Consider the following 19,385-nt stretch of genomic DNA (forward strand, 5'->3'; position numbering starts at 1 on the left):
TGCGTTGTGTTGAGCGGAGTGTGCGAATCGGTTGCTGAATGCGCCGGTGACACTGCAGCGCGATGCCGCAATCGTGCATCCGCGATTCAGCGCGGGATGTCGATCAGCGCGGCGGCGGCGGCGGCGCGAGTACGCTGCGATCGCCGTTGTGCTCGGGCGGGCTGACCACACCGGCCGCTTCCATGGCTTCGACCAGGCGCGCAGCGCGGTTGTAACCGATCTTCAGCCGGCGCTGGACCCCTGAGATCGAGGCGCGCCGTGTCTCGGTGACGATCTTCACCGCCTCGTCGTACAGCGGATCGCTCTCGTCGCCGCCACTGCTGCTGGCCTCCGGCAGGCCGGTTGCGCCGACGACCGTGCCGTCCCCCATGGTCTGCACTTCGTCGAGCACGCCTTCGATGTACTCGGCCTTGCCGCTCTGCTTGAGGTGTTCGACGACGCGGTGGACTTCCTCGTCGGACACGAACGCGCCGTGCACGCGCTCGGGCATCGCCGTGCCCGGCGGCAGGTACAGCATGTCGCCGTGGCCCAGCAGCGTTTCGGCGCCGGACTGGTCGAGGATGGTGCGCGAATCGATCTTGGAACTGACCTGGAAGGCGATGCGGGTCGGGATGTTGGCCTTGATCAGGCCCGTGATCACGTCCACCGATGGACGCTGCGTGGCCAGGATCAGATGGATGCCCGCCGCGCGCGCCTTCTGCGCCAGACGCGCGATGAGTTCTTCGACCTTCTTGCCGACGATCATCATCATGTCGGCGAATTCGTCGATGAAGATGACGATGTAGGGCAGCGGCTCGAGCAGCTCGGCGACGTCGCTGGTCTCCGGATTGGGACGGAACAGGGGATCCGACAGCGGTTGCCCCGCGTCCTGAGCGTCCTTCACCTTCTTGTTGAAGCCCGCGAGGTTGCGCACCCCCACCGCGCTCATCAGCTTGTAGCGGCGCTCCATCTCGGCCACGCACCAGCGCAGGCCGTTGGCGGCCTCCTTCATGTCGGTGACCACCGGCGCCAGCAGATGCGGGATGCCCTCGTAGACGCTGAGCTCCAGCATCTTCGGGTCGATCATCAGCATGCGGAGGTCTTTCGGGCTCGCCTTGAACAGCAGGCTCAGCACCATCGCGTTGACGGCGACCGATTTGCCCGAGCCGGTGGTGCCGGCCACCAGCAGATGCGGCATGCGCGCAAGATCCGCCACCACCGACTGGCCGCTGATCCCCTTGCCGAGCGCCAGCGTGAGCGGGCTGGCCGACTTGTCGTACTCCTTCGAGCGCAGCAGCTCGGAGAGATAGATCATCTCGCGGCGTACGTTGGGGATCTCGATGCCGATCACCGACTTGCCCGGGATCACGTCCACCACACGGACGGATTTCACCGACAGGCCGCGTGCGATGTCCTTGTCCAGCGAACTGATCTGGCTGACCTTCACCCCGGGCGCAGGCTCCATCTCGAAGCGCGTGATCACCGGACCCGGCTGGGCCTCCTTCACTTCCACGTCGATGCGGAAGTCCTTGAGCTTGAACTCGATCTGCCGGGACAGCGTTTCGAGGGTTTCCTCGTCGTAGCCGTTCGGCTGCGGCTTGGGATCGTCGAGCAGCGACAGCGGGGGCAGGTCGGAACCGTTGGCGCCCACGCCGTGGAACATCGGAATCTGCTGCTCGCGCTTGGCGCGTTCGCTCTTCTCCACCACCGGCGCGGCCGCCGGCGGTTCGATCTTCACCGGCGCCCGCTTGGCGCGCAGTTCGGTCTCGATCTTGCGCGCCTCGGTGCGCTCCTCGCGGTGCTCGCGCGCCTCCTTCCACTCGCTGGCCTGCTTGCTGCCGCGTCGGAACATCACCGGCATGCGCAGGACCCAGCCGCCGATGCGGTCCATCACCGCGAACCAGGACAGGCCGGTCGCCAGCGTGACCGAGACCAGGAACAGTGCGAGCAGGAACAGGTTGCCACCCACCGGCCCGACGCCGCCGTAGAGCGAGTTGCCCACCAGCCGGCCGAGGATGCCCCCCCCGCCTGCCGACAGGTTTTCCACCGCGGGCAGACGCAGATAGAGCAGTCCGGTCGACGCGACCAGGAAGCCGACGATGCCGACCAGCCGCAGGGCGGGGCCGAAATCCGTATGACGCTCGGGATCACGCTCGATGCCGAACAGCGCGATCCAGGCCACTGCACCGAGGATCACCGGCAGCAGATAGGCCACGTATCCGCAGAGGTGCAGCAGCACGTCGGCGATCCACGCGCCCACCGGCCCGCCGACGTTCCTGAGCGGCGCAGTGACGCTGCCGGCGTTGGTCCAGCCCGGATCGGTGTGCGAGTAGGTGAACAGGCACGCCAGCAGATACAGCAGGAACGGCGCGATCACGATCAGCGCGATGTCGCGTACGAGACGCTGGCGCCGCGGATTCGGCACAGCCGCGGACGCCGGTGGACCGGCATCCTTGCTGGGACTGCGCACGCGCTTGGCGCGCTCTGTGAGCGGACGTGCCACCGTGGGTTTTTACCTGAAGAAGTGGGCCCAGGTGTTTGATCTTACGTCAAAGTTTCATGTCCTGCAGCGCGGGATGCACCAGCCGGCCACCTTCGACGTTGATCCCGCGCACCAGCGCAGGATTGTCACGCCACTGACCGGACGCCAGCTTGTTGACCCACGGCAGGATCGCTGCGCAGATCGCCTGGGACGAGGTCTGCGGAACGGCGCCCGGCATGTTGGTCACGCAGAAGTGGGTCACGCCCTCCTCCACATAGGTCGGCTCCTTCCAGGTGGTCGGACGCGAGCTCTCGAAACAGCCGCCCTGGTCGATGGAGATGTCGACGAGCACGCTGCCGTCTTCCATCGACTTCATCATCTCGCGCGTCACCACGTGCGGTGCGACCGCGCCAGTGACCAGGACCGCGCCGACCACCAGGTCGGCCGAGGCCACCTCGCGCGCCACCACTTCGTCGTAGGGGTACAGGGCGGTGACGTTGTTGCCGAGCCGCATCATCTGCTCCATGCGGTCCTGGCGCTTCTCGAACACCACCACGTTGGAACCGCCGGCCGCCGCCAGCGCCGCCGATGCTCCACCCGCGTAGCCGGCACCGAACACCACCACCTTGCCGCGCTCGGTCGACGGCAGGCCGCCGAGCAGCTTGCCCTTCCCGCCCAGCGGCTGGTGCAGGTAATGCGTGCCGACCTGCACCGCGATCTTGCCGGCGATCACCGACATCGGCGCCAGCAAGGGCAGCTCGCCGTTGTCGAGCTCGACCGTCTCGAAGGCCACGCCGGTGAGGCCGATGTCGAGCAGGCGCCTGGTCAGTTCGGGCAGCGGCGCGAGATGCAGGTAGCAGAACAGCAGGTGGTCCTTGCGCAGCAGCGCAAGGTCGCCTTCGATCGGTTCCTTGACCTTGACGATCAGCTCGCCCTTCTCGTACACCGCGGCGGCGTCCGGAGCGATGTTGACGCCCAGGCGCGTATAGGCCTCGTCGCTGAAACCGGACTTCAGGCCCGCGCCCTGCTGCACCCATACCTCATGGCCGCGGTTGACCAGATCACCCGCAGCAGCGGGGACGAGGGCCACGCGGCCTTCGAGGGTCTTGGTCTCGCTGGGGATACCGATACGCATGTCGCAGACTCCTGCACAAAAAACGCCGCTTTCGGCGGCGTGTCGCGGATGGATTGTTCCGTTCGGCTGACGCGACCGAACCTTGTTTTGCGTGGGGCGCACCGCCAAGCTATGGGTCACGTCAGGCCGCAGTGCCGATAGCCCGCGAGTATACATGAGCGTCTCGAATACCAGCCCCCGTCACATCCGTCTGCTGATCCTCGGTTCCGGCCCCGCCGGGTGGACCGCGGCCGTCTACGCGGCCCGCGCGAACCTCAAGCCGGTCGTGATCACCGGCATGCAGATGGGCGGTCAGCTGATGACCACGACCGAGGTCGACAACTGGCCGGGCGACCCCCACGGACTGATGGGTCCGGACCTGATGGCGCGCATGCAGGCGCATGCCGAGCGCTTCGACACCGAAACCATCTTCGACCACATCCACACCGCCGACCTGTCCCAGCGCCCGTTCCGCCTCAAGGGCGACAGCGGCGAGTACACCGCCGACGCGATCATCATCGCCACCGGCGCGACCGCGAAGTACCTGGGGCTGCCCTCGGAAGAGGCGTTCAAGGGCCGTGGCGTGTCCGCCTGCGCCACCTGCGACGGCTTCTTCTACAAGGACCAGGACGTGGCCGTGGTGGGCGGCGGCAACACCGCGGTCGAGGAAGCGCTGTACCTGTCGAACATCGCCAAGACGGTCTACCTGGTCCATCGCCGCGACACGCTGCGCGCCGAGAAGATCATGCAGGACAAGCTCAACGCGAAGATCCAGGCCGGCAAGATCGTCCCGGTGTGGCACCACACCGTCGACGAGGTCCTGGGCAACGAGGCCGGCGTCACGGGTCTGCGCCTGCGTTCAGTGCAGGACGACAGCACGCGGGAAATCGCGGTGCACGGCTTCTTCGTCGCGATCGGCCATACACCGAACACCACCCTGTTCGAAGGCCAGCTGGCGATGAACAACGGCTACCTCGAGATCCGCTCCGGAATCGACGGCAATGCGACCTCGACCAATGTGCCCGGCGTCTTCGCCGCCGGCGACGTGACCGATCAGCACTACCGTCAGGCGATCACCTCGGCCGGCTTCGGCTGCATGGCCGCGCTGGACGCCGAGCGCTTCCTCGACCAGCAGGGCTGAGCGCGGCGGAGCGCCGGCGAGGCCCACCGTGGACACGGTCCGACTCGCCGGCGCGCTGCTCCATGCGAGCTGGCTCATGGTGCCGCTCGTCGCGTGGCTGCTCTGGCGCCTGCGCAAGCCGCGGTTGCGTGGACTCGCTGCAGCGGCCCTGTGTCTTGCCCTTGTTCTCGTCTGGGCCCGCTTCATCGAGCCGCGGATCATCCGCGTCCAGGAGACGGTGCTGTCCGGTACCGGTATCGACGCACGGATCGCGCTGGTCAGCGACCTGCACCTGGGGGTGTACAAGGATGCACGTTTCCTGTCCCGCCTGGTCGACCGGCTGGACGCACTGGAGGTGGATGCCATCGCCATCGCCGGCGATTTCACGTTCGCACCTGGACATGCATCGCTGGATGCGATGTTCGCTCCGCTCGCGCGGCTCGACTCGCCCGTGTATGCGGTGCTCGGCAATCACGACCAGCAGGCGCCCGGCCCCGACATCGACGCGGCGCTCCGGGCCGCGCTCGCGCGCCATGGCGTGCGGATCATCGAAGGACAGATCATGGACGCGGGAGGCTACCGCTGGGCGGGGCTCGGTGATCGCTGGGCGCAGCGCGATGACGCGAGCTTCCTGCGCGCTGCACCGGCCGGCACGCCTACGCTGGTCCTCGCGCACAATCCCGACAGCGCCACGGACCTGACCCCCGCAGACGCCCGGCTGGTCCTGGCCGGGCATACCCACGGCGGACAGATCCGGATTCCGGTCCTGTACCGGTACGTGATTCCCAGCGCCCATGGCTTCGACCGTGGCGAGGCCTCGGTGGTGGGACGCGACGGACGCCCGGTGCGGGTGTTCACCACCGCAGGCGTCGGCGAGACCGGCCTTCCGCTCCGTCTGTTCAACCCGCCTACCATCGACCTGCTCGAGTTGCGTCCCTGATGCCGCCGGTCCCCGACATCCGCATTCTGGACTCGCTTGCGGCTCTGCCCGTCTCCGCTTGGGACGCCTTGCACGATGGCGCCAATCCGTTCGTGTCCCATGCGTTTCTGGACGGCCTCGAGACCCACGGCTGTCTTCGCGAGGACTGGGGATGGACGCCGCACCATCTCACCCTCTGGCAGGGGGCGCAGCTGGTCGCGGCCGCGCCGGGCTATCTGAAGACCAACTCGCATGGCGAGTTCGTGTTCGACCATGCCTGGGCACATGCGTACGCTCGCCACGGCCGCGACTATTTCCCGAAATGGTTGTGCGCTGTGCCCTACTCGCCGGTGACCGGGCCGCGCCTTCTGGCCCTCGATCCCACAGCGCGCTCAGCGCTGATTGCCGCGCTGCCTGCGCATACGGTCGATACCGATCTGTCGTCGGTCCACGTCAACTTCCACACCGAGGCCGAAGACGCGGCGTTCGATCCGGAATGGCTGCCACGTATCGACGTGCAGTACCACTGGCGCAATCCGGGCGACTGGTCGACATTCGACGATTACCTCGGTGCGATGGACCACAAGCACCGCAAGAACATCCGGCAGGAGCGGGCCAAGGTCGCACGCGCCGGGGTGACGTTCCGGGTGCTGCACGGCGACGAGGCGAGCGACCAGGACCTCGCGACGATGTTCCGCTTCTACCAGCAGACCTTCGCCGAGTACGGCAATTCGCCGGCGCTGACCATGGCGTTCCTGCGCCACCTCGCCCGGACCATGCCGCGCCAGCTGGTCCTGGTGCTCGCCGACCATGGTGGCGTCGCGATCGCGGGCGCCTTGTGCCTGCGCGGTCGCGACACGCTCTACGGCCGGTACTGGGGCTCGACCGTCGCCCTGCCCGGCCTGCACTTCGAGACCTGCTATTACCAGGGCATCGACTATTGCCTCCGCGAAGGTCTGCACGGCTTCGAGCCCGGCGCCCAGGGCGAACACAAGCTGGCCCGGGGATTTCTGCCCACCCGGGTCCGCAGTCGCCACTGGGTGGCCGACCCGATGTTCCGCGAGGCGCTGCGCGACTGGTGCGCCCAGGAGGCACGGGCCATCGACGGGTACGCCGTCGCGCTGGGCGGCAGAGGGCCCTTCCGCGGCGCCGCCGCCTCGTGAGCCCGGATCTGCCGCGCCTCGGCGCATCACCCGAGGCGCCCTTCCCGCCTGCCGCCTCGGCCTTGCGCAAGCCCGATGGCCTGCTCGCGTTCGGCGGCGACCTCTCGGTCGCGCGCCTGTGCAATGCCTACCGGCACGGCATCTTTCCGTGGTACTCGGAGGGGCAACCGATCCTGTGGTGGTCGCCGGATCCGCGCCTGGTGTTCGAAACCGCGGCATTCGCGCTCCCCGGGCGTTTCCGTCGACAGTTGCGCCGCAGTCCCTGGACCGTGCGCGCCGACACGGCGTTCGACGCCGTCGTGGCTGCGTGTGCTTCCGTGCCCCGCCCTGGCCAGGCGGGCACCTGGATCACGCCCGCAATGCGCGCGGCCTACGGCCGGCTGCATGCGGCCGGCGTCGCGCACAGTGTCGAAGTCTTCGACGGTACGCAGCTGGTGGGCGGAATTTACGGCGTGACCATCGGAAGGATGTTCTACGGCGAGAGCATGTTCAGTGCGGTGTCCGGCGGGTCCAAGATCGCACTGGCGGCGCTGGCGCGTCAGCTGCATGACTGGGAAATGCCGCTGCTCGACGCCCAGGTCGGCAATCCGCACCTCATCAGCCTGGGCGCGGTGTACTGGCCGCGCGCGCGGTTCATCGATGCGATTGCCGGCCTCGTCTCCGCCCCGGCACTGGCGCCCACCGACTGGTCCGGCGCGTTCGGCGAACGCCCCGCCTCGTGGTATGCAGGACGCAATGCGCCGGGCATTCACGTCTGAGCAGGACGCGGTTTTACTTCCGAAGCTGCCACGTGCGAGAATGCTCCGCTTTGCTGGCGCGCCCTGCGCCGCTCCCACAGACAACGGACATTCCAGACGAATGGCGAAAGACGACGTCATCGAATTCGAAGGCACGGTCTCCGAGACGCTCCCGAACACCATGTTCCGGGTCAAGCTCGAGAACGGCCACGAAATCATTGCGCATATCTCCGGACGGATGCGCAAGAACTACATCCGCATCCTGACCGGCGACCGGGTCAAGGTGGAGATGACGCCCTACGACCTGAGCAAGGGTCGGATCACCTACCGCATGAAGTAATCGCCGGCGCTCGATGGCCTGCGTGGACGGAAGGCAGCCTCTGGGCTGCCTTCTTGCATTTCGGGCCGGCGACGGACCGGCGCAGGCAAACCGCCCACGTCTCGAGTCCCGAGGTTCGCGCCTTCGTTCGATTCCGGCCGCTCCCGCAGAGCGTCGGCGTCGTGAGGCTGCAGCCAGAGGCCGATTGACGCTGTTACGGGGCGCACCGCCCATTCTGGATCCGTCGCCCGGCCCACTTGCTCGGCAGGCCATCCACGGCATGGGGCCGACCTGCGTCAGGAAAACCGGCCGGATGATGTGGCGGCCCTGCCTTGTCCAGGTCCAGCCCCGGGCCACCAGGTTCCAGTCGGCAATGTCGCTCGGTGACCTGCCGCCACAGGTTCAACGTGCCCCCTCGCAGGCACAGGCCGCTGCCGCGCCGGTCCCTACCAGTTTCCGTGTCCGCGACCGCGCTCGACGGCGCAACCCCACAACTGTCGTATCCGGATACGAGAAAGGCGCCTTGCGGCGCCTTCCTCGTTCCGCGAATCCGCCGGGTCATTCCACCGTCGCGGTCAGCAGTTTTTCCGGCTCGGCGAAGGTCTCGACGGTGAGCTCGCCGTCCTCCACGTCCACGACCACCCGCCCGCCGCCGGCGAGCTTGCCGAACAAGAGCTCGTCGGCCAGACGACGCTTGATGCGGTCCTGGATCACGCGTGCCATCGGGCGTGCGCCCATCTGCGGATCGAACCCGTGCTGCGCCAGCCAGTCGCGCGCGGCCGGAGATGCACTGAGCGCGACATTCTTGTCGTGCAGCTGGCTCTCCAGCTCGATCATGAACTTGTCCACGACACGCAGGATATGGTCGAAGCCGAGCGACTGGAACTGCACCACCGCGTCGAGCCGGTTGCGGAACTCGGGCGAAAACGCCTTGCGGATCACTTCCATCGCATCGCTGCTGTGGTCCTGGCGCATGAACCCGATGGAGCGCCGCGACGCGAGCGTGGCACCGGCATTGGTCGTCATCACCAGGATCACGTTGCGGAAGTTCGCCTCGCGGCCGTTGGTGTCGGTGAGCACGCCGCGATCCATCACCTGCAACAGGATGTTGAAGATGTCCGGATGCGCCTTCTCGACCTCGTCGAGCAGCAGCACGCAGTGTGGCGTCTTGACGACCTTCTCGGTCAGCAGGCCGCCCTGGTCGAAACCGACGTAGCCCGGAGGCGCACCGATCAACCGGCTGATGGAGTGCGCCTCCATGTATTCCGACATGTCGAAACGGACCAGTTCGATGCCGAGTTGCAGCGCGAGCTGCCGCGTGACCTCGGTCTTGCCCACGCCCGTCGGGCCAGCGAACAGGAAGTTGCCGATCGGCTTGTCCGGATTGCCGAGCCCCGAGCGCGCCAGCTTGATCGCCGAGGTGAGGGTCTCGATGGCCGGGTCCTGGCCGAAGATCACCATCTTCAGGTTGCGCTCGAGATGCTCCAGCACGTCCTTGTCGGTCGCGCTGACCTGCTTGGCCGGAATGCGCGCCATCTTGGCCACGATCGTCTCGACCTCCTCGACATCGATCAGCGCCTTGCGCACGCCCTCGGGGAGCAGGCGCTGACGTGCGCCCGCTTCGTCGATGACGTCGATGGCCTTGTCCGGCAGCAGGCGGTCGGCGATGTGCTTGACCGACAGGTCGACCGCCGCCTGCAGCGCCTCGTCGGCGTAGGTGACGTCGTGGTGTGCCTCGTAGCGTGGCTTGAGGCCCTGCAGGATCTGGAAGGTCTCGCTGACGGTGGGCTCGACGATGTCGATCTTCTGGAAGCGCCGCGCCAGTGCGCGGTCCTTTTCGAAAATCCCACGGTATTCCTGGAAGGTGGTCGAGCCGATGCAACGCAGCTCGCCCGAGGACAATGCGGGCTTGATCAGGTTCGACGCATCCATCGTGCCGCCCGACGCCGAGCCGGCACCGATGATGGTGTGGATCTCGTCGATGAACAGGATCGCGCCCGGATGCTTGCGGATGGCGGCGAGCACGGCCTTGAGGCGCTTCTCGAAATCGCCTCGATACTTGGTTCCGGCCACGAGCGCACCGAGGTCGAGCGAGTAGATCGTCGCGCCGTTGAGCACCTCCGGCACTTCGCCATCGACGATACGCTTGGCCAGGCCCTCCGCGATGGCGGTCTTGCCGACGCCCGCCTCGCCGACGTACAGCGGATTGTTCTTGCGGCGGCGGCACAGCACCTGGATCGTGCGCTCCACTTCCTCCGCGCGGCCCACGAGCGGATCGATCCGCCCGTCGCGCGCCGCGGCGTTGAGGTCGCTCGCGTACTCGGCCAGCGCATCACCCTTCGCATCGCTGTCGCCTTCACGAGCGGCACCCGCGTCCTCGTGGCTGCTCTCCGGCTCGTCACCGCCGGTCTTGGCGATGCCGTGGGACAGGTAATTGACCACGTCCAGCCGGCTGACATCCTGCTGGTTGAGGTAGTAGACCGCGTGCGAGTCCTTTTCGCCGAAGATCGCCACCAGAACGTTCGCCCCGGTGACCTCCTTCTTGCCGGAGGACTGGACGTGATAGACCGCCCGTTGCAGCACACGCTGGAAACCCAAGGTGGGCTGGGTGTCACGGGTATCGTCGTCCGCGAGTTTGGTGACCGAAGTCAGGATGGCCTGTTCCAGATCACTGCGCAGACGGACGAAGTCGGCGCCGGTGGCCTTGAGGACCGATTCGGCCGAGGGATTTTCGAGCAGGGCAAGCAGCAGGTGCTCGACGGTCATGTACTCGTCGCGGGCCTCGCGGGCGCGCTTGTAGCACTGGCCGATGGTGAACTCGAGATCTTTACTGAACATGGGGCGGATGCCTCCGGATGCGCTGCAACCCTGGATGGGGTCCCGGACCCGGTATTTCCATCCCCGTCCCCGGGACCTGTTTAGGCCTTTTCCATCGTGCAGAGCAAGGGGTGAAGGTTGAGTCGTGCGTATTCGTTCACTTGTGCCACCTTCGACTCCGCCACCTCGCGGCTGTAGACCCCGCAGACACCGCGGCCGCGGGTGTGGACGTGCAGCATGACCTGGGTGGCCCGCTCGATGTCCAGCGCGAAAAACCGGATCAGCACCTCGACCACGAAATCCATCGGGGTGTAGTCGTCATTGAGCAGAAGCACCGAATACAGCGGCGGCGGCGCCACCTCCGGCCTGCTGGTCGCGACGGCGGTGCTGTGGTCGTGCTCGTGTTCGTGCTTGCGGCTCATGCGGCAATTATAAGGGCCGCTCCGCCAGCGCGCGGATGGACGCGCCCGGGGGGTGGGGTCAGAATCGCGTTCCATCCTGCCCGCGGGCGTACGCATGTCTCTTTCCAGCCGCTCCGCCCTCGCACTCGTCCTGGTCATGGTCGCGGCAGGCGCGTGCGCGACGACTGCGGTCGCGGAGAACCGCGCGAGCCCGGCAACGGCGACAGGACCAGCGGCCGGTGACGCCACCCTGGCCGCGCGCCTGGACACGCGCGAGGTGCGTTACGAACGCGATCCCGACGGCGACTACAGGGTGGTGTTCGCGTGGCAGCAGGAAGGCCGCTCGCAGGTCGCGTTCGTGTCGGGACGCGCGCACGTCTTCGGCGACAGCGCGGTGCGCGAGGTCTTCTCGCCCGCGGCGCGGGTGCCTGCTGGCGGGTTCGGGGCGGAGCGCAGCGACATGCTGCTGCGCGACAGCCAGAGCAATGTGCTCGGCGCCTGGGAGGTCGCCGGCGACGTGCTGTTCTATGTGATCAAGCTGCACGACGACGCCGATGGCGCGCGCCTCGAGCAGGCGCTGGAGGCGGCCGCCCAGCTCGCCGACGACATGGAGCTGCGGTTGACGGGCGAGGACAGGCTGTGAGCCTGCGCAGCGGCCGGTTCTGGCAACCGGATGTCACCGTCGCCACCGTGGTGATCCGCGACGGCCGTGTGCTGTGTGTCGAGGAGCGGGTCGAGGGTCGGCTGGTCCTGAACCAGCCGGCCGGTCATCTCGAGCCGGATGAATCCCTGGTGGACGCCGCGGTGCGCGAGACGCTCGAAGAGACGGGCTGGACGGTCGAGCTCACGGGATTCGTGGGCGCCTACCAGTGGACCGCCCCGCCGCGACCGGGCGAGGACAGCGGACGCCAGTACCTGCGTTTCGCATTCGTCGCCCGGCCGCTGTCCCACGACGAAACGCGGGATCTCGACGAAGGCATCGAGCGGGCCCTGTGGCTTTCGCCCTCGGAACTGCGTGCCCTGGACGACCGGCACCGCAGCCCGCTGGTATGGACGGTGGTGGCGGACTGCCTGGCCGGCCAGCGCGTGCCGCTGGCCCTGCTCCAGCAGGTGCGATGAGCACACCGGATGTCATGGTGGGGCTCTCGGGCGGCGTCGACTCGTCCGTCGCGGCCCTGCTGCTGCGCGACGCGGGCGTACCGCTGGCGGGACTCTTCATGCAGAACTGGGCCGACGACGGAAGCGGCGACTGCCGTGCCGAGGACGACCGCCGTGACGCCGTGGCCGTCGCCGGCAGGCTCGGCGTCCCGATCCACTTCCGGGATTTTTCCCGCGAGTACTGGGACGGGGTGTTCGCGCATTTCATCGACGAGTACGCCGCCGGGCGGACGCCCAACCCGGACGTGCTGTGCAATCGCGAGATCAAGTTCAAGTATTTCCTGGATGCGGCACACGCGCTCGGCGCGTCGCGCATCGCGACCGGGCATTACGCCCGGATCGACCGGGCCGGGGGGCGTTGGCGGCTGCTGCGCGCGCAGGACACGGGCAAGGACCAGAGCTATTTCCTGCACCAGCTCGGCCAGGCGCAGCTCGCCGCAACGCTGTTTCCGCTGGGCGACCTGCCCAAGTCCGAGGTACGCGAACGCGCGCGCGCGGCCGGGCTGCAGACCGCCGAGAAGAAGGACTCCACCGGCATCTGCTTCATCGGCGAGCGCGATTTCCGCACGTTCCTCTCGCGCTATGTGCCCGCCCGCGAAGGCGAGATCCGCACGCCCGACGGGCGCGTGGTGGGCCGTCATCCGGGCGTGTTCTATTTCACCCTCGGCCAGCGCGAGGGCCTGCAGCTCGGCGGCGTGCGGGGCTTCGCGGCGGCGCCCTGGTACGTGGTGGACAAGCGGGTGGAGGACAACGTGCTGGTGGTGGACCAGGCCCGCGACAGCCGCTGGCTGATGTCGCGCACCACCTGGACCGCCGCCGCGCACTGGATTGCAGGCGCGCCACCGGCGCCGCGTTTCGAGGCGCTGGCGCAGACCCGCTACCGTCAGACCGCCGAGCCCGCCAGCGTCGAAGTCCGGGATGACGGCAGCCTGCGTGTCGCCTTCGTACGGCCGCAGCGGGCGGTGACGCCGGGCCAGTCGCTGGTGCTTTACCTGGGCGAGGAATGCCTCGGCGGCGCGGTGATCGAGCGCTGCGACGCGCCTTGCGATCCCGGCGCGGCGGGCGGCTGAACCGCGCGCACGGATCGGCACGCGGTCAGCGGGTAAACTCCGCACATGAGCAATCCGATCGACGACCGGGTCCTGGCGCTGGCCGCGCTGGCCCAGGCCCTTCAGCAGGTTCGCACCACCGCCGAGTCCGGCCAGTCGCGCAGCGACGCCGCCGGAACGGTCATCGCCAGTGTGTTCCGCATCGACGCCGATTCCGTGGCCGACGTCTATGGCGGCGTGCCACGCCTGCATCCGGGGCTGCGCCTGCTGCGCGACATCCTGACCCGGCAGCAGTCCGACGACGGCGTCGCCAAACTGGCGATGTCCGTGCTGCGCCTCGAACGCCGCTTTTCCGACGAGCCGGACGTCATCGATGCGGTGGCCGACGGTGTGCGGCGCATCGCGCCCCGAGCCGAGGCCGAAGGCGCCACCCACCCGGACGTCCTCAACGCCCTGGGCGGCCTGTACGCCGAGACGATCAGCCAGCTGCGTCCGCGGGTGATGGTCCAGGGGGCCCCGCACTACCTCGGCCAGGCCAGCGTGGTCGCCGAGATCCGCGCCCTGCTCCTGGCCGCGGTCCGCGCGGCGGTCCTGTGGCGGCAGCTCGGTGGCAGCCAGTGGGAGCTGCTGCTCGGTCGCAGCCGGATGCTCGAGGCGATCGGGCGCATGGTGCCCTGAGCGCTGCCGGCGACCCGAGGGGCTAAAGGCCCGCCCAGGGGTGCCGATACCGGGGACGTGAGAAATCCCCTGAGAGCGCCCATGTACGCACGCATCCTGATCCGCCTCGCCGCGCCACTCGCGCTGACCCTGCTGTTGCCGCTGGCGTTCGTCTTCGATTGGGCCGCGCCGGTGCGCTGGGCGATCCTGATCACCATGACCGCCAGCTGGCTCGGCATCGCCTTCTGGCTGGTCCGTCGCGAGGTCCGCCCGACGGCCGAGCACAGCCGGGCGATGAAGGAGCAGGACGAACTGCTGGGCGAGCTGCGCCAGTTCGTCGGCGCCGAGATCGAGGGCTCGCGAGTCGAGGTGGAACGTGCCCGTGAGCTGATCCGCCAGGCGGTCAGCGGCCTCGGCAGCAGTTTCGATGCGATGAACCGCAAGTCGCGCCAGCAGGCCCAGGCGATGAGCCGCCTGCTCGACCGTGCGGGTGACCAGGACGGCATGGGCGGCGCGGATGTTGCCCGTTTCGCCCAGCACGCCAGCCAGCGGATGGAACAGCTGGTCGAGGCGCTGGAGCAGGTCAGCGGCCAGAGCGGCGTGACCGTGACCCACATCGACGAGATGGCCGGCCACCTCGACGGCATCTTCGCCTTGCTCGAAGACGTGAAGTCGATCGCCGACCAGACCAACCTGCTCGCCCTCAACGCGGCGATCGAGGCGGCCCGCGCGGGCGAGGCCGGCCGCGGCTTCGCCGTGGTCGCCGACGAGGTGCGCAATCTCTCCGAACGCTCCACCGCGTTCAACGAGCAGATCCGCAAGCTGGCGCATTCGTCGAAGGAATCGATCGCCAAGGTCCGCGACACCGTCTCGGGCATGGCGTCGCGCGATCTCGACCGCTCGCGGGAAGCGCGCGCCGAAGCGGCCGGCATGCTCGAGCAGGTCGCGACCATCAACCGTTCGCTGGGCGACGGCATGCGCGAGATCTCCGAATGCGGGCGTTCGATCGACGCCAGCGTGACCGAGGCGGTGCGCGCGCTGCAGTTCGAGGACATCGCCACCCAGGCCCTGGGCGGTGTGCACACGCATCTGGAGCGCCTCAATGCGATCAACCGCGAGGCGATCGAGCTGCAGGACCTGCTGCGTCGCAACGGCGGGGTCTTCGACGAGGAGCTCACCAAGGCGCTGCAGCGGATCGGCCAGAGGCTGCGCGAGCTGCGCACGACCTGGGAACGCCCGCCGCACAAGCCCGTGACGCAGGATTCCATGGGCGCCGGCACCGTCGAACTCTTCTGATCGAAGACGCGTGGATCACCCCGCCTCCCCGGACATCGACCCGCACGCCCCGGCTTCCGCCGGGGCATGCGCGTTGGTGCCGCCCGATGCCGGCAACGTGCGCCGGATCGGTGGCGACCTGCTCGACCAGCTGGAACTCGCCGGTCGCAGGGAGCTGCAGGCCCTGCTGGACGCAGTCGCGCCGGACGGCGCCCACGCGGCACCGCTGGACCCGGTCGAATCGGTGATCGCCTGGGACCTGGCGGCCGGCTTCTGAGCGATCGCGCCGCGGTTCGCTTGATCGGGACACGCGTCAGAAACCCAACATCGGGGCGGCATCGAGCCGGTTTTCCCGCGCGCCTTATGTGCGGTGCAGAACGCGGCCTTGCAGACGGGCTGCAGTACGGAACGCGTGCAGGCAGGTTTCCGATACGCAGGGGCGGATGCGCTGGCGCCCGCCGGCGCGTGCGGTCTGCTCGCGGCGGCCGCAGAGATGCAGTTTGAGCGAACGGCACGCCCGGTCTTGATCCGACACGCCGCATGCGCGTGGAAGCGGCGGCAGTCTTGTGTCCGCGGATGACGGAGGCGGGTTCGACACCAGGAAGGGCGTGCGCAGCAAGGGCCGCGGCGGATGTCGAGGTTCGGGTGCGCCTTTCGCGAGGCCACGGCTCCCTGCTGCAGCGGGGGGTGCTTCCATTACTTGAGCCAGGGCACCGTGCGGGGATACCGCGTCCACCTCGGAACGTGGCCTTGCGCGATCCCCTGCCCCGCCCAAGCTCGTACGCTTGAACCTGACGGTCGCAAGGCGCTACGCGCCCGCTGTGCCGGAATCGTGTCCAGCACCCCCGCGCGCGGCAGTCATTTCAAAGCCCGGCCGATGCCGGGTTGATGCAGGCCCGTCTGAACCGTCCGGCCACGCGAACTCGGGCAGGAGAATCCACGCGTGAGCGCGCCGGCCAGCGTCGCGACCGGACCGCACGAGGACGCGGCGCGCTGGATCCAGACCGGATTCCATGCAGCCGTGGCTCGCCGACGTCGCTGAACGCGGTCTCGCCGCCGACCGGCCGATGTGCACGCCGGGGCGCGGCGCGACACATCAGGCCCGCGCCATCATGAGCTCGATACCATCTGCGGAAGGCGCAGGCCGCGCACGGTCGATGGAGACGGCGCGGGAAAGCAATCATTCGGCGTCGCGGCGTCGCGGCGTCCGGACGCCCGTCGTCAAAGGCAGGCTGCGCGGCCCCGCTCCGTACGTCAGTCGGTTGCGCTCGCGACCCGTCCACGCGTCGGACCACGCGGTCGGAAATAGGGCAGGTTCGACGATGCTCGCTGCGGGCCGCCGGTGCATCCGGTGGCGCACGCGGGTCGCCGATCAGATCACCGCGAAACGCGGCTCCACGGTGTCCGGGATCAGGGCGCGTGTCTGCAGCCAGCGGACCATCTCGCGCGGCGGCAGCGGCCGAGAGTAGAGATACCCCTGCACCTCGTCGCAGCCGTAGTCGCGCAGCAGGCGCTCGTCCTCGCCGGACTCGACGCCTTCCGCGAGCACCTGCATGCGCAGTGCCTTGCCCAGATGGATGATCGCGCGCGTGACCGCAACCGCGCGCCCGGTGCTGTCGGACCCGGCGAGCCCGGCGATGAAGCTGCGATCGATCTTGAGCCGGCCCACCGGAAACCGGCTGAGATAGCTGAGGCTCGAGAAGCCGGTACCGAAATCATCCACCGCCAGGGCCACGCCCGCGCTCTGCAGGGCGCCGAAGCACTCCCACAACGCGTCGGTATCGAGCAGCAGGGCGGATTCGGTGATTTCCAGTTCCAACCCGGCGGCCGGCCAGCCGGCGTCCGAGCAGGCCGCGAGCACGCGCTGGGTGAAGCCGGGGTCCCGGAGCTGCACCGCCGAGACGTTCACCGACATGCGCCCGAAGCGCAGTCCAGCCGCGTACCAGGCAGCAGCCTGACGGCAGGCTTCGCGCAGCACCCACTCGCCGATCGCGACGATGTCGCCGGTCGCCTCGGCGATCTCGATGAATTCGTCGGGCGCGCACGGCCCCAGCTCCGGGTGATGCCAGCGCAGCAGCGCCTCGATACCGCAGACCCCATGCCCGTCGAGTGCGATCAGGGGCTGGTAGGCCAGCGAGAATTCCTCGTGTTCCAGTGCGCCGCGCAGCGCATGCTCGATCTCCAGACGCCTGCGCGCGCGCAGCCATGCATCGGGGCTGTAGAACTCGATGTGGTTGCGCCCATGCTGGCGGGCGCCGTGCAGGGCCACGCCGGCGGCGCGCAGCAGTTCGTCGAAGCCGACGCCCGGCGGGCGCACCGCGATGCCGGCGCTCACGCCGAAGCGCAGCACCTCGCCCGCGGCCGGAACCGGATCGGACAGCCCGCTGACGATGCGCTGCGCGGTGCCGGCGACATCCTGGCGGCCCGCCCCCTGCTGCAGCAGTACGACGAACTCGTCGGCACCGATGCGTCCGAACAGATCGCCCGCGTCGACCAGCATGTGCAGGCGCGCCGCCACGGCCTTGAGCACCAGGTCGCCCGCCGCGTGGCCGTGGGCCTCGTTGATGCCGCCGAAGCCCGAGATGTCGAGCAGCAGCAGCGCCTGGTACAGCGAGCCTCCCTCGGCGAGCGCGGCATCGACGTCCTGGCGCAGCCGGGTGCGGTTGGGCAGGCCGGTCAGCGCGTCGTAATGAGCGAGGCGTTCGATGCGCTCGCTCGCGGCGCGTTCTCCCGAGATGTCGCGGAACAGCACCAGGTAACGCGGCGGCATGCCCGGGTCGCGGGCGAAATCGACCACGGCCTGGGTCCAGATCTGCTGCCCGTCCGGCCGGTAGAAACACAGTTCGATCGATTCGGCCGGCGCGCCCGCCGCTACCCGGCTCATCGCCGACTGCAGGGCTTCGCGCGACTCGATGGTGTAGTGCCGCAGCAGGTCCTCGAGTGGCAGGGACTGCCCCTCCCGCCCGTGCAGACCGGCGCATTCGCCGGTCCAGTGCAGGGTGCGGGTGTCGGCATCGATTTCGCAGCCGCCGATGCGTCCGAGTTCGGCGACGCGTCTGAGCAAGGCGCCACGGCGTCGCGACTCGGCGTCGGCCTGGCGCTGGCGGGTGACGTCCTGGATCTGCGCGAGCACGGCTTGCGGCCTGCCATCGGCCGCGCATTGCGCCGACGCCCAGATCTGCAGCACGTGATCGTCCGTGGCGCCCCGCAGGGTGAGTTCGAAATGCGCGGCTTCAGTGCGTTCGCGCAGCTCGCGCCAGGCGCGTCGCACCGTCGGAAAATCCGCGCGACGGCAGCGACCGAGCCAGGCCCGCACGGAGGCCGCATCGGCGATGCCGAGCAACGCGCGAAGATCCGGCGCACAGTTCACCTGGTCACGCGCGATGGCCCACTGCCAGCTGCCCATGCCGGCCAGCCGCTGGGTGTCCTCCACCAGGCCGCGCTGCTCGCGCAGGGTCTGCTCGAGGCGTTTCTGCTGGTCGATGCAGGTCAGGGTGCCGGCCACCCGGGAGGCCCGGCCCTGGGCATCGCGGGCCGTGACCCGGCCGCTGTCGCGCACCCAGCGCCAGTCCCCGTCGCCCCGCTCGCAGCGGTACTCGGCGAGATACTGGCTGCTCTCGCCCTCCAGATACGCGTGCAGGGCCTCGCGCATCGGCGCGCGGTCGTCGGGATGGATCCGCTGCTCGACGGTGGCGAACGGAACGGGTGCGTCGCGCCCGGTCATGCCGACCCACTCGATCCAGGCACCCGAGCCGCGCATCTGGTCGTGGCGCAGGTCCCAGACCCACAGGGCATGGCCGCCGGACTCCGCCGCTTCCAGCCAGTCGTCGAGGTCTTCGGACAGGCGGATGCTCAGCGAGAACGCCATCGGCGTGCCGGAATCGATACGCACGGTCTTGAGCACACCGCGCAGCGGCATGCCCGTATCGGGCAGCTCGCACGGAAGCTCGTCGATCCCGTCGAGCAGGCGCGAATACAGCCCGGCGAGCGACGTCGCATGCCGCTCCACCAACTGGTCCAGGCCACGCCTGCGCGCGGCCGGATTGGCCGCGATGCAGCGTCCCCCTCGATCGAGCAGCAGCACGCCATCCGAGACGGGATGGTCGAGAAGGCTGGAGATGAGGCCCGATTCCATTGCGCTGCTGTTGCTCCGTGGTGTGCGTGCCCAGCTCCGGCGAGGCGGACGGGGTCCCGA

At 68.7% G+C, this 19,385-nt stretch carries 16 protein-coding genes; 11 read left to right on the top strand and 5 right to left on the bottom strand.

Features of this window, described 5'->3' with window-relative positions; all coding sequences use genetic code 11:
* Positions 1-103: 103 nt before the first annotated feature.
* The gene (locus tag H0E82_RS16395) at positions 104-2,449 is read right to left on the bottom strand and encodes a DNA translocase FtsK (RefSeq protein ID WP_425600361.1); all 2,346 of its coding nucleotides are present in this window, start codon (positions 2,447-2,449) and stop codon (positions 104-106) included.
* A gap of 79 nt (positions 2,450-2,528) precedes the next feature.
* The gene (locus tag H0E82_RS16400; RefSeq protein ID WP_180546507.1) at positions 2,529-3,596 is read right to left on the bottom strand and encodes an alanine dehydrogenase; all 1,068 of its coding nucleotides are present in this window, start codon (positions 3,594-3,596) and stop codon (positions 2,529-2,531) included.
* 154 nt (positions 3,597-3,750) lie between these two features.
* On the opposite strand from H0E82_RS16400, the gene trxB reads away from it, so the two are divergent.
* From trxB to infA, 5 genes are all read left to right on the top strand, one after another.
* Positions 3,751-4,716, top strand: a complete 966-nt coding sequence (gene trxB, locus H0E82_RS16405) for a thioredoxin-disulfide reductase (RefSeq protein ID WP_180546508.1) — start codon at positions 3,751-3,753, stop codon at positions 4,714-4,716.
* A 28-nt stretch (positions 4,717-4,744) separates the two neighbouring features.
* Entirely contained in the window at positions 4,745-5,635 is an 891-nt protein-coding gene (locus H0E82_RS16410; RefSeq protein ID WP_180546509.1) for a metallophosphoesterase, read from the top strand.
* Positions 5,635-6,777, top strand: coding sequence for a GNAT family N-acetyltransferase (locus tag H0E82_RS16910; RefSeq protein ID WP_235974347.1), 1,143 nt, complete (start codon positions 5,635-5,637; stop codon positions 6,775-6,777). The genes H0E82_RS16410 and H0E82_RS16910 overlap by 1 nt, the downstream gene beginning before the upstream one ends.
* Positions 6,774-7,535, top strand: coding sequence for a leucyl/phenylalanyl-tRNA--protein transferase (gene aat, locus H0E82_RS16915; protein WP_328797071.1), 762 nt, complete (start codon positions 6,774-6,776; stop codon positions 7,533-7,535). The genes H0E82_RS16910 and aat overlap by 4 nt, the downstream gene beginning before the upstream one ends.
* Before the next feature lie 100 nt (positions 7,536-7,635).
* Complete coding sequence (infA, locus tag H0E82_RS16420; protein ID WP_096209290.1) at positions 7,636-7,854, top strand: translation initiation factor IF-1; 219 nt, start codon at positions 7,636-7,638, stop codon at positions 7,852-7,854.
* Positions 7,855-8,391: 537 nt separating this feature from the next.
* Here the strand turns inward: infA and clpA are convergent.
* Positions 8,392-10,671 carry an ATP-dependent Clp protease ATP-binding subunit ClpA gene (gene clpA / locus H0E82_RS16425; protein ID WP_180546510.1) on the bottom strand — a complete coding sequence of 760 codons (2,280 nt, stop codon included), beginning with the start codon at positions 10,669-10,671 and terminating at the stop codon, positions 8,392-8,394.
* An 80-nt stretch (positions 10,672-10,751) separates the two neighbouring features.
* Positions 10,752-11,072, bottom strand: coding sequence for an ATP-dependent Clp protease adapter ClpS (clpS, locus tag H0E82_RS16430; protein ID WP_180546511.1), 321 nt, complete (start codon positions 11,070-11,072; stop codon positions 10,752-10,754).
* Between the two features lie 94 nt (positions 11,073-11,166).
* On the opposite strand from clpS, the gene H0E82_RS16920 reads away from it, so the two are divergent.
* The 6 genes from H0E82_RS16920 (at position 11,167) to H0E82_RS16460 (ending at position 15,467) form a co-directional block, all read left to right on the top strand.
* The gene (locus H0E82_RS16920) at positions 11,167-11,694 is read left to right on the top strand and encodes a hypothetical protein (RefSeq protein ID WP_180546512.1); all 528 of its coding nucleotides are present in this window, start codon (positions 11,167-11,169) and stop codon (positions 11,692-11,694) included.
* The gene (locus H0E82_RS16440; protein ID WP_180546513.1) at positions 11,691-12,170 is read left to right on the top strand and encodes an NUDIX hydrolase; all 480 of its coding nucleotides are present in this window, start codon (positions 11,691-11,693) and stop codon (positions 12,168-12,170) included. Before H0E82_RS16920 ends, H0E82_RS16440 begins: the two co-directional genes overlap by 4 nt.
* A complete protein-coding gene (mnmA, locus tag H0E82_RS16445) occupies positions 12,167-13,279 on the top strand; it encodes a tRNA 2-thiouridine(34) synthase MnmA (protein WP_180546514.1) in 1,113 nt (370 codons plus the stop codon). Before H0E82_RS16440 ends, mnmA begins: the two co-directional genes overlap by 4 nt.
* 45 nt (positions 13,280-13,324) lie before the next feature.
* Positions 13,325-13,936: a high frequency lysogenization protein HflD gene (gene hflD / locus H0E82_RS16450; protein ID WP_180546515.1), complete on the top strand. Its 612-nt coding sequence runs from the start codon at positions 13,325-13,327 to the stop codon at positions 13,934-13,936.
* Between the two features lie 81 nt (positions 13,937-14,017).
* Entirely contained in the window at positions 14,018-15,211 is a 1,194-nt protein-coding gene (locus tag H0E82_RS16455; RefSeq protein WP_180546516.1) for a methyl-accepting chemotaxis protein, read from the top strand.
* A gap of 10 nt (positions 15,212-15,221) precedes the next feature.
* A complete protein-coding gene (locus H0E82_RS16460; RefSeq protein ID WP_180546517.1) occupies positions 15,222-15,467 on the top strand; it encodes a hypothetical protein in 246 nt (81 codons plus the stop codon).
* A 1,095-nt stretch (positions 15,468-16,562) separates the two neighbouring features.
* Here H0E82_RS16460 and H0E82_RS16465 read toward each other — a convergent pair.
* Complete coding sequence (locus H0E82_RS16465) at positions 16,563-19,325, bottom strand: EAL domain-containing protein (protein WP_180546518.1); 2,763 nt, start codon at positions 19,323-19,325, stop codon at positions 16,563-16,565.
* Positions 19,326-19,385 lie beyond the last annotated feature (60 nt).

The organism is Luteimonas deserti (assembly GCF_013425765.1).
GTDB lineage: Bacteria > Pseudomonadota > Gammaproteobacteria > Xanthomonadales > Xanthomonadaceae > Luteimonas > Luteimonas deserti.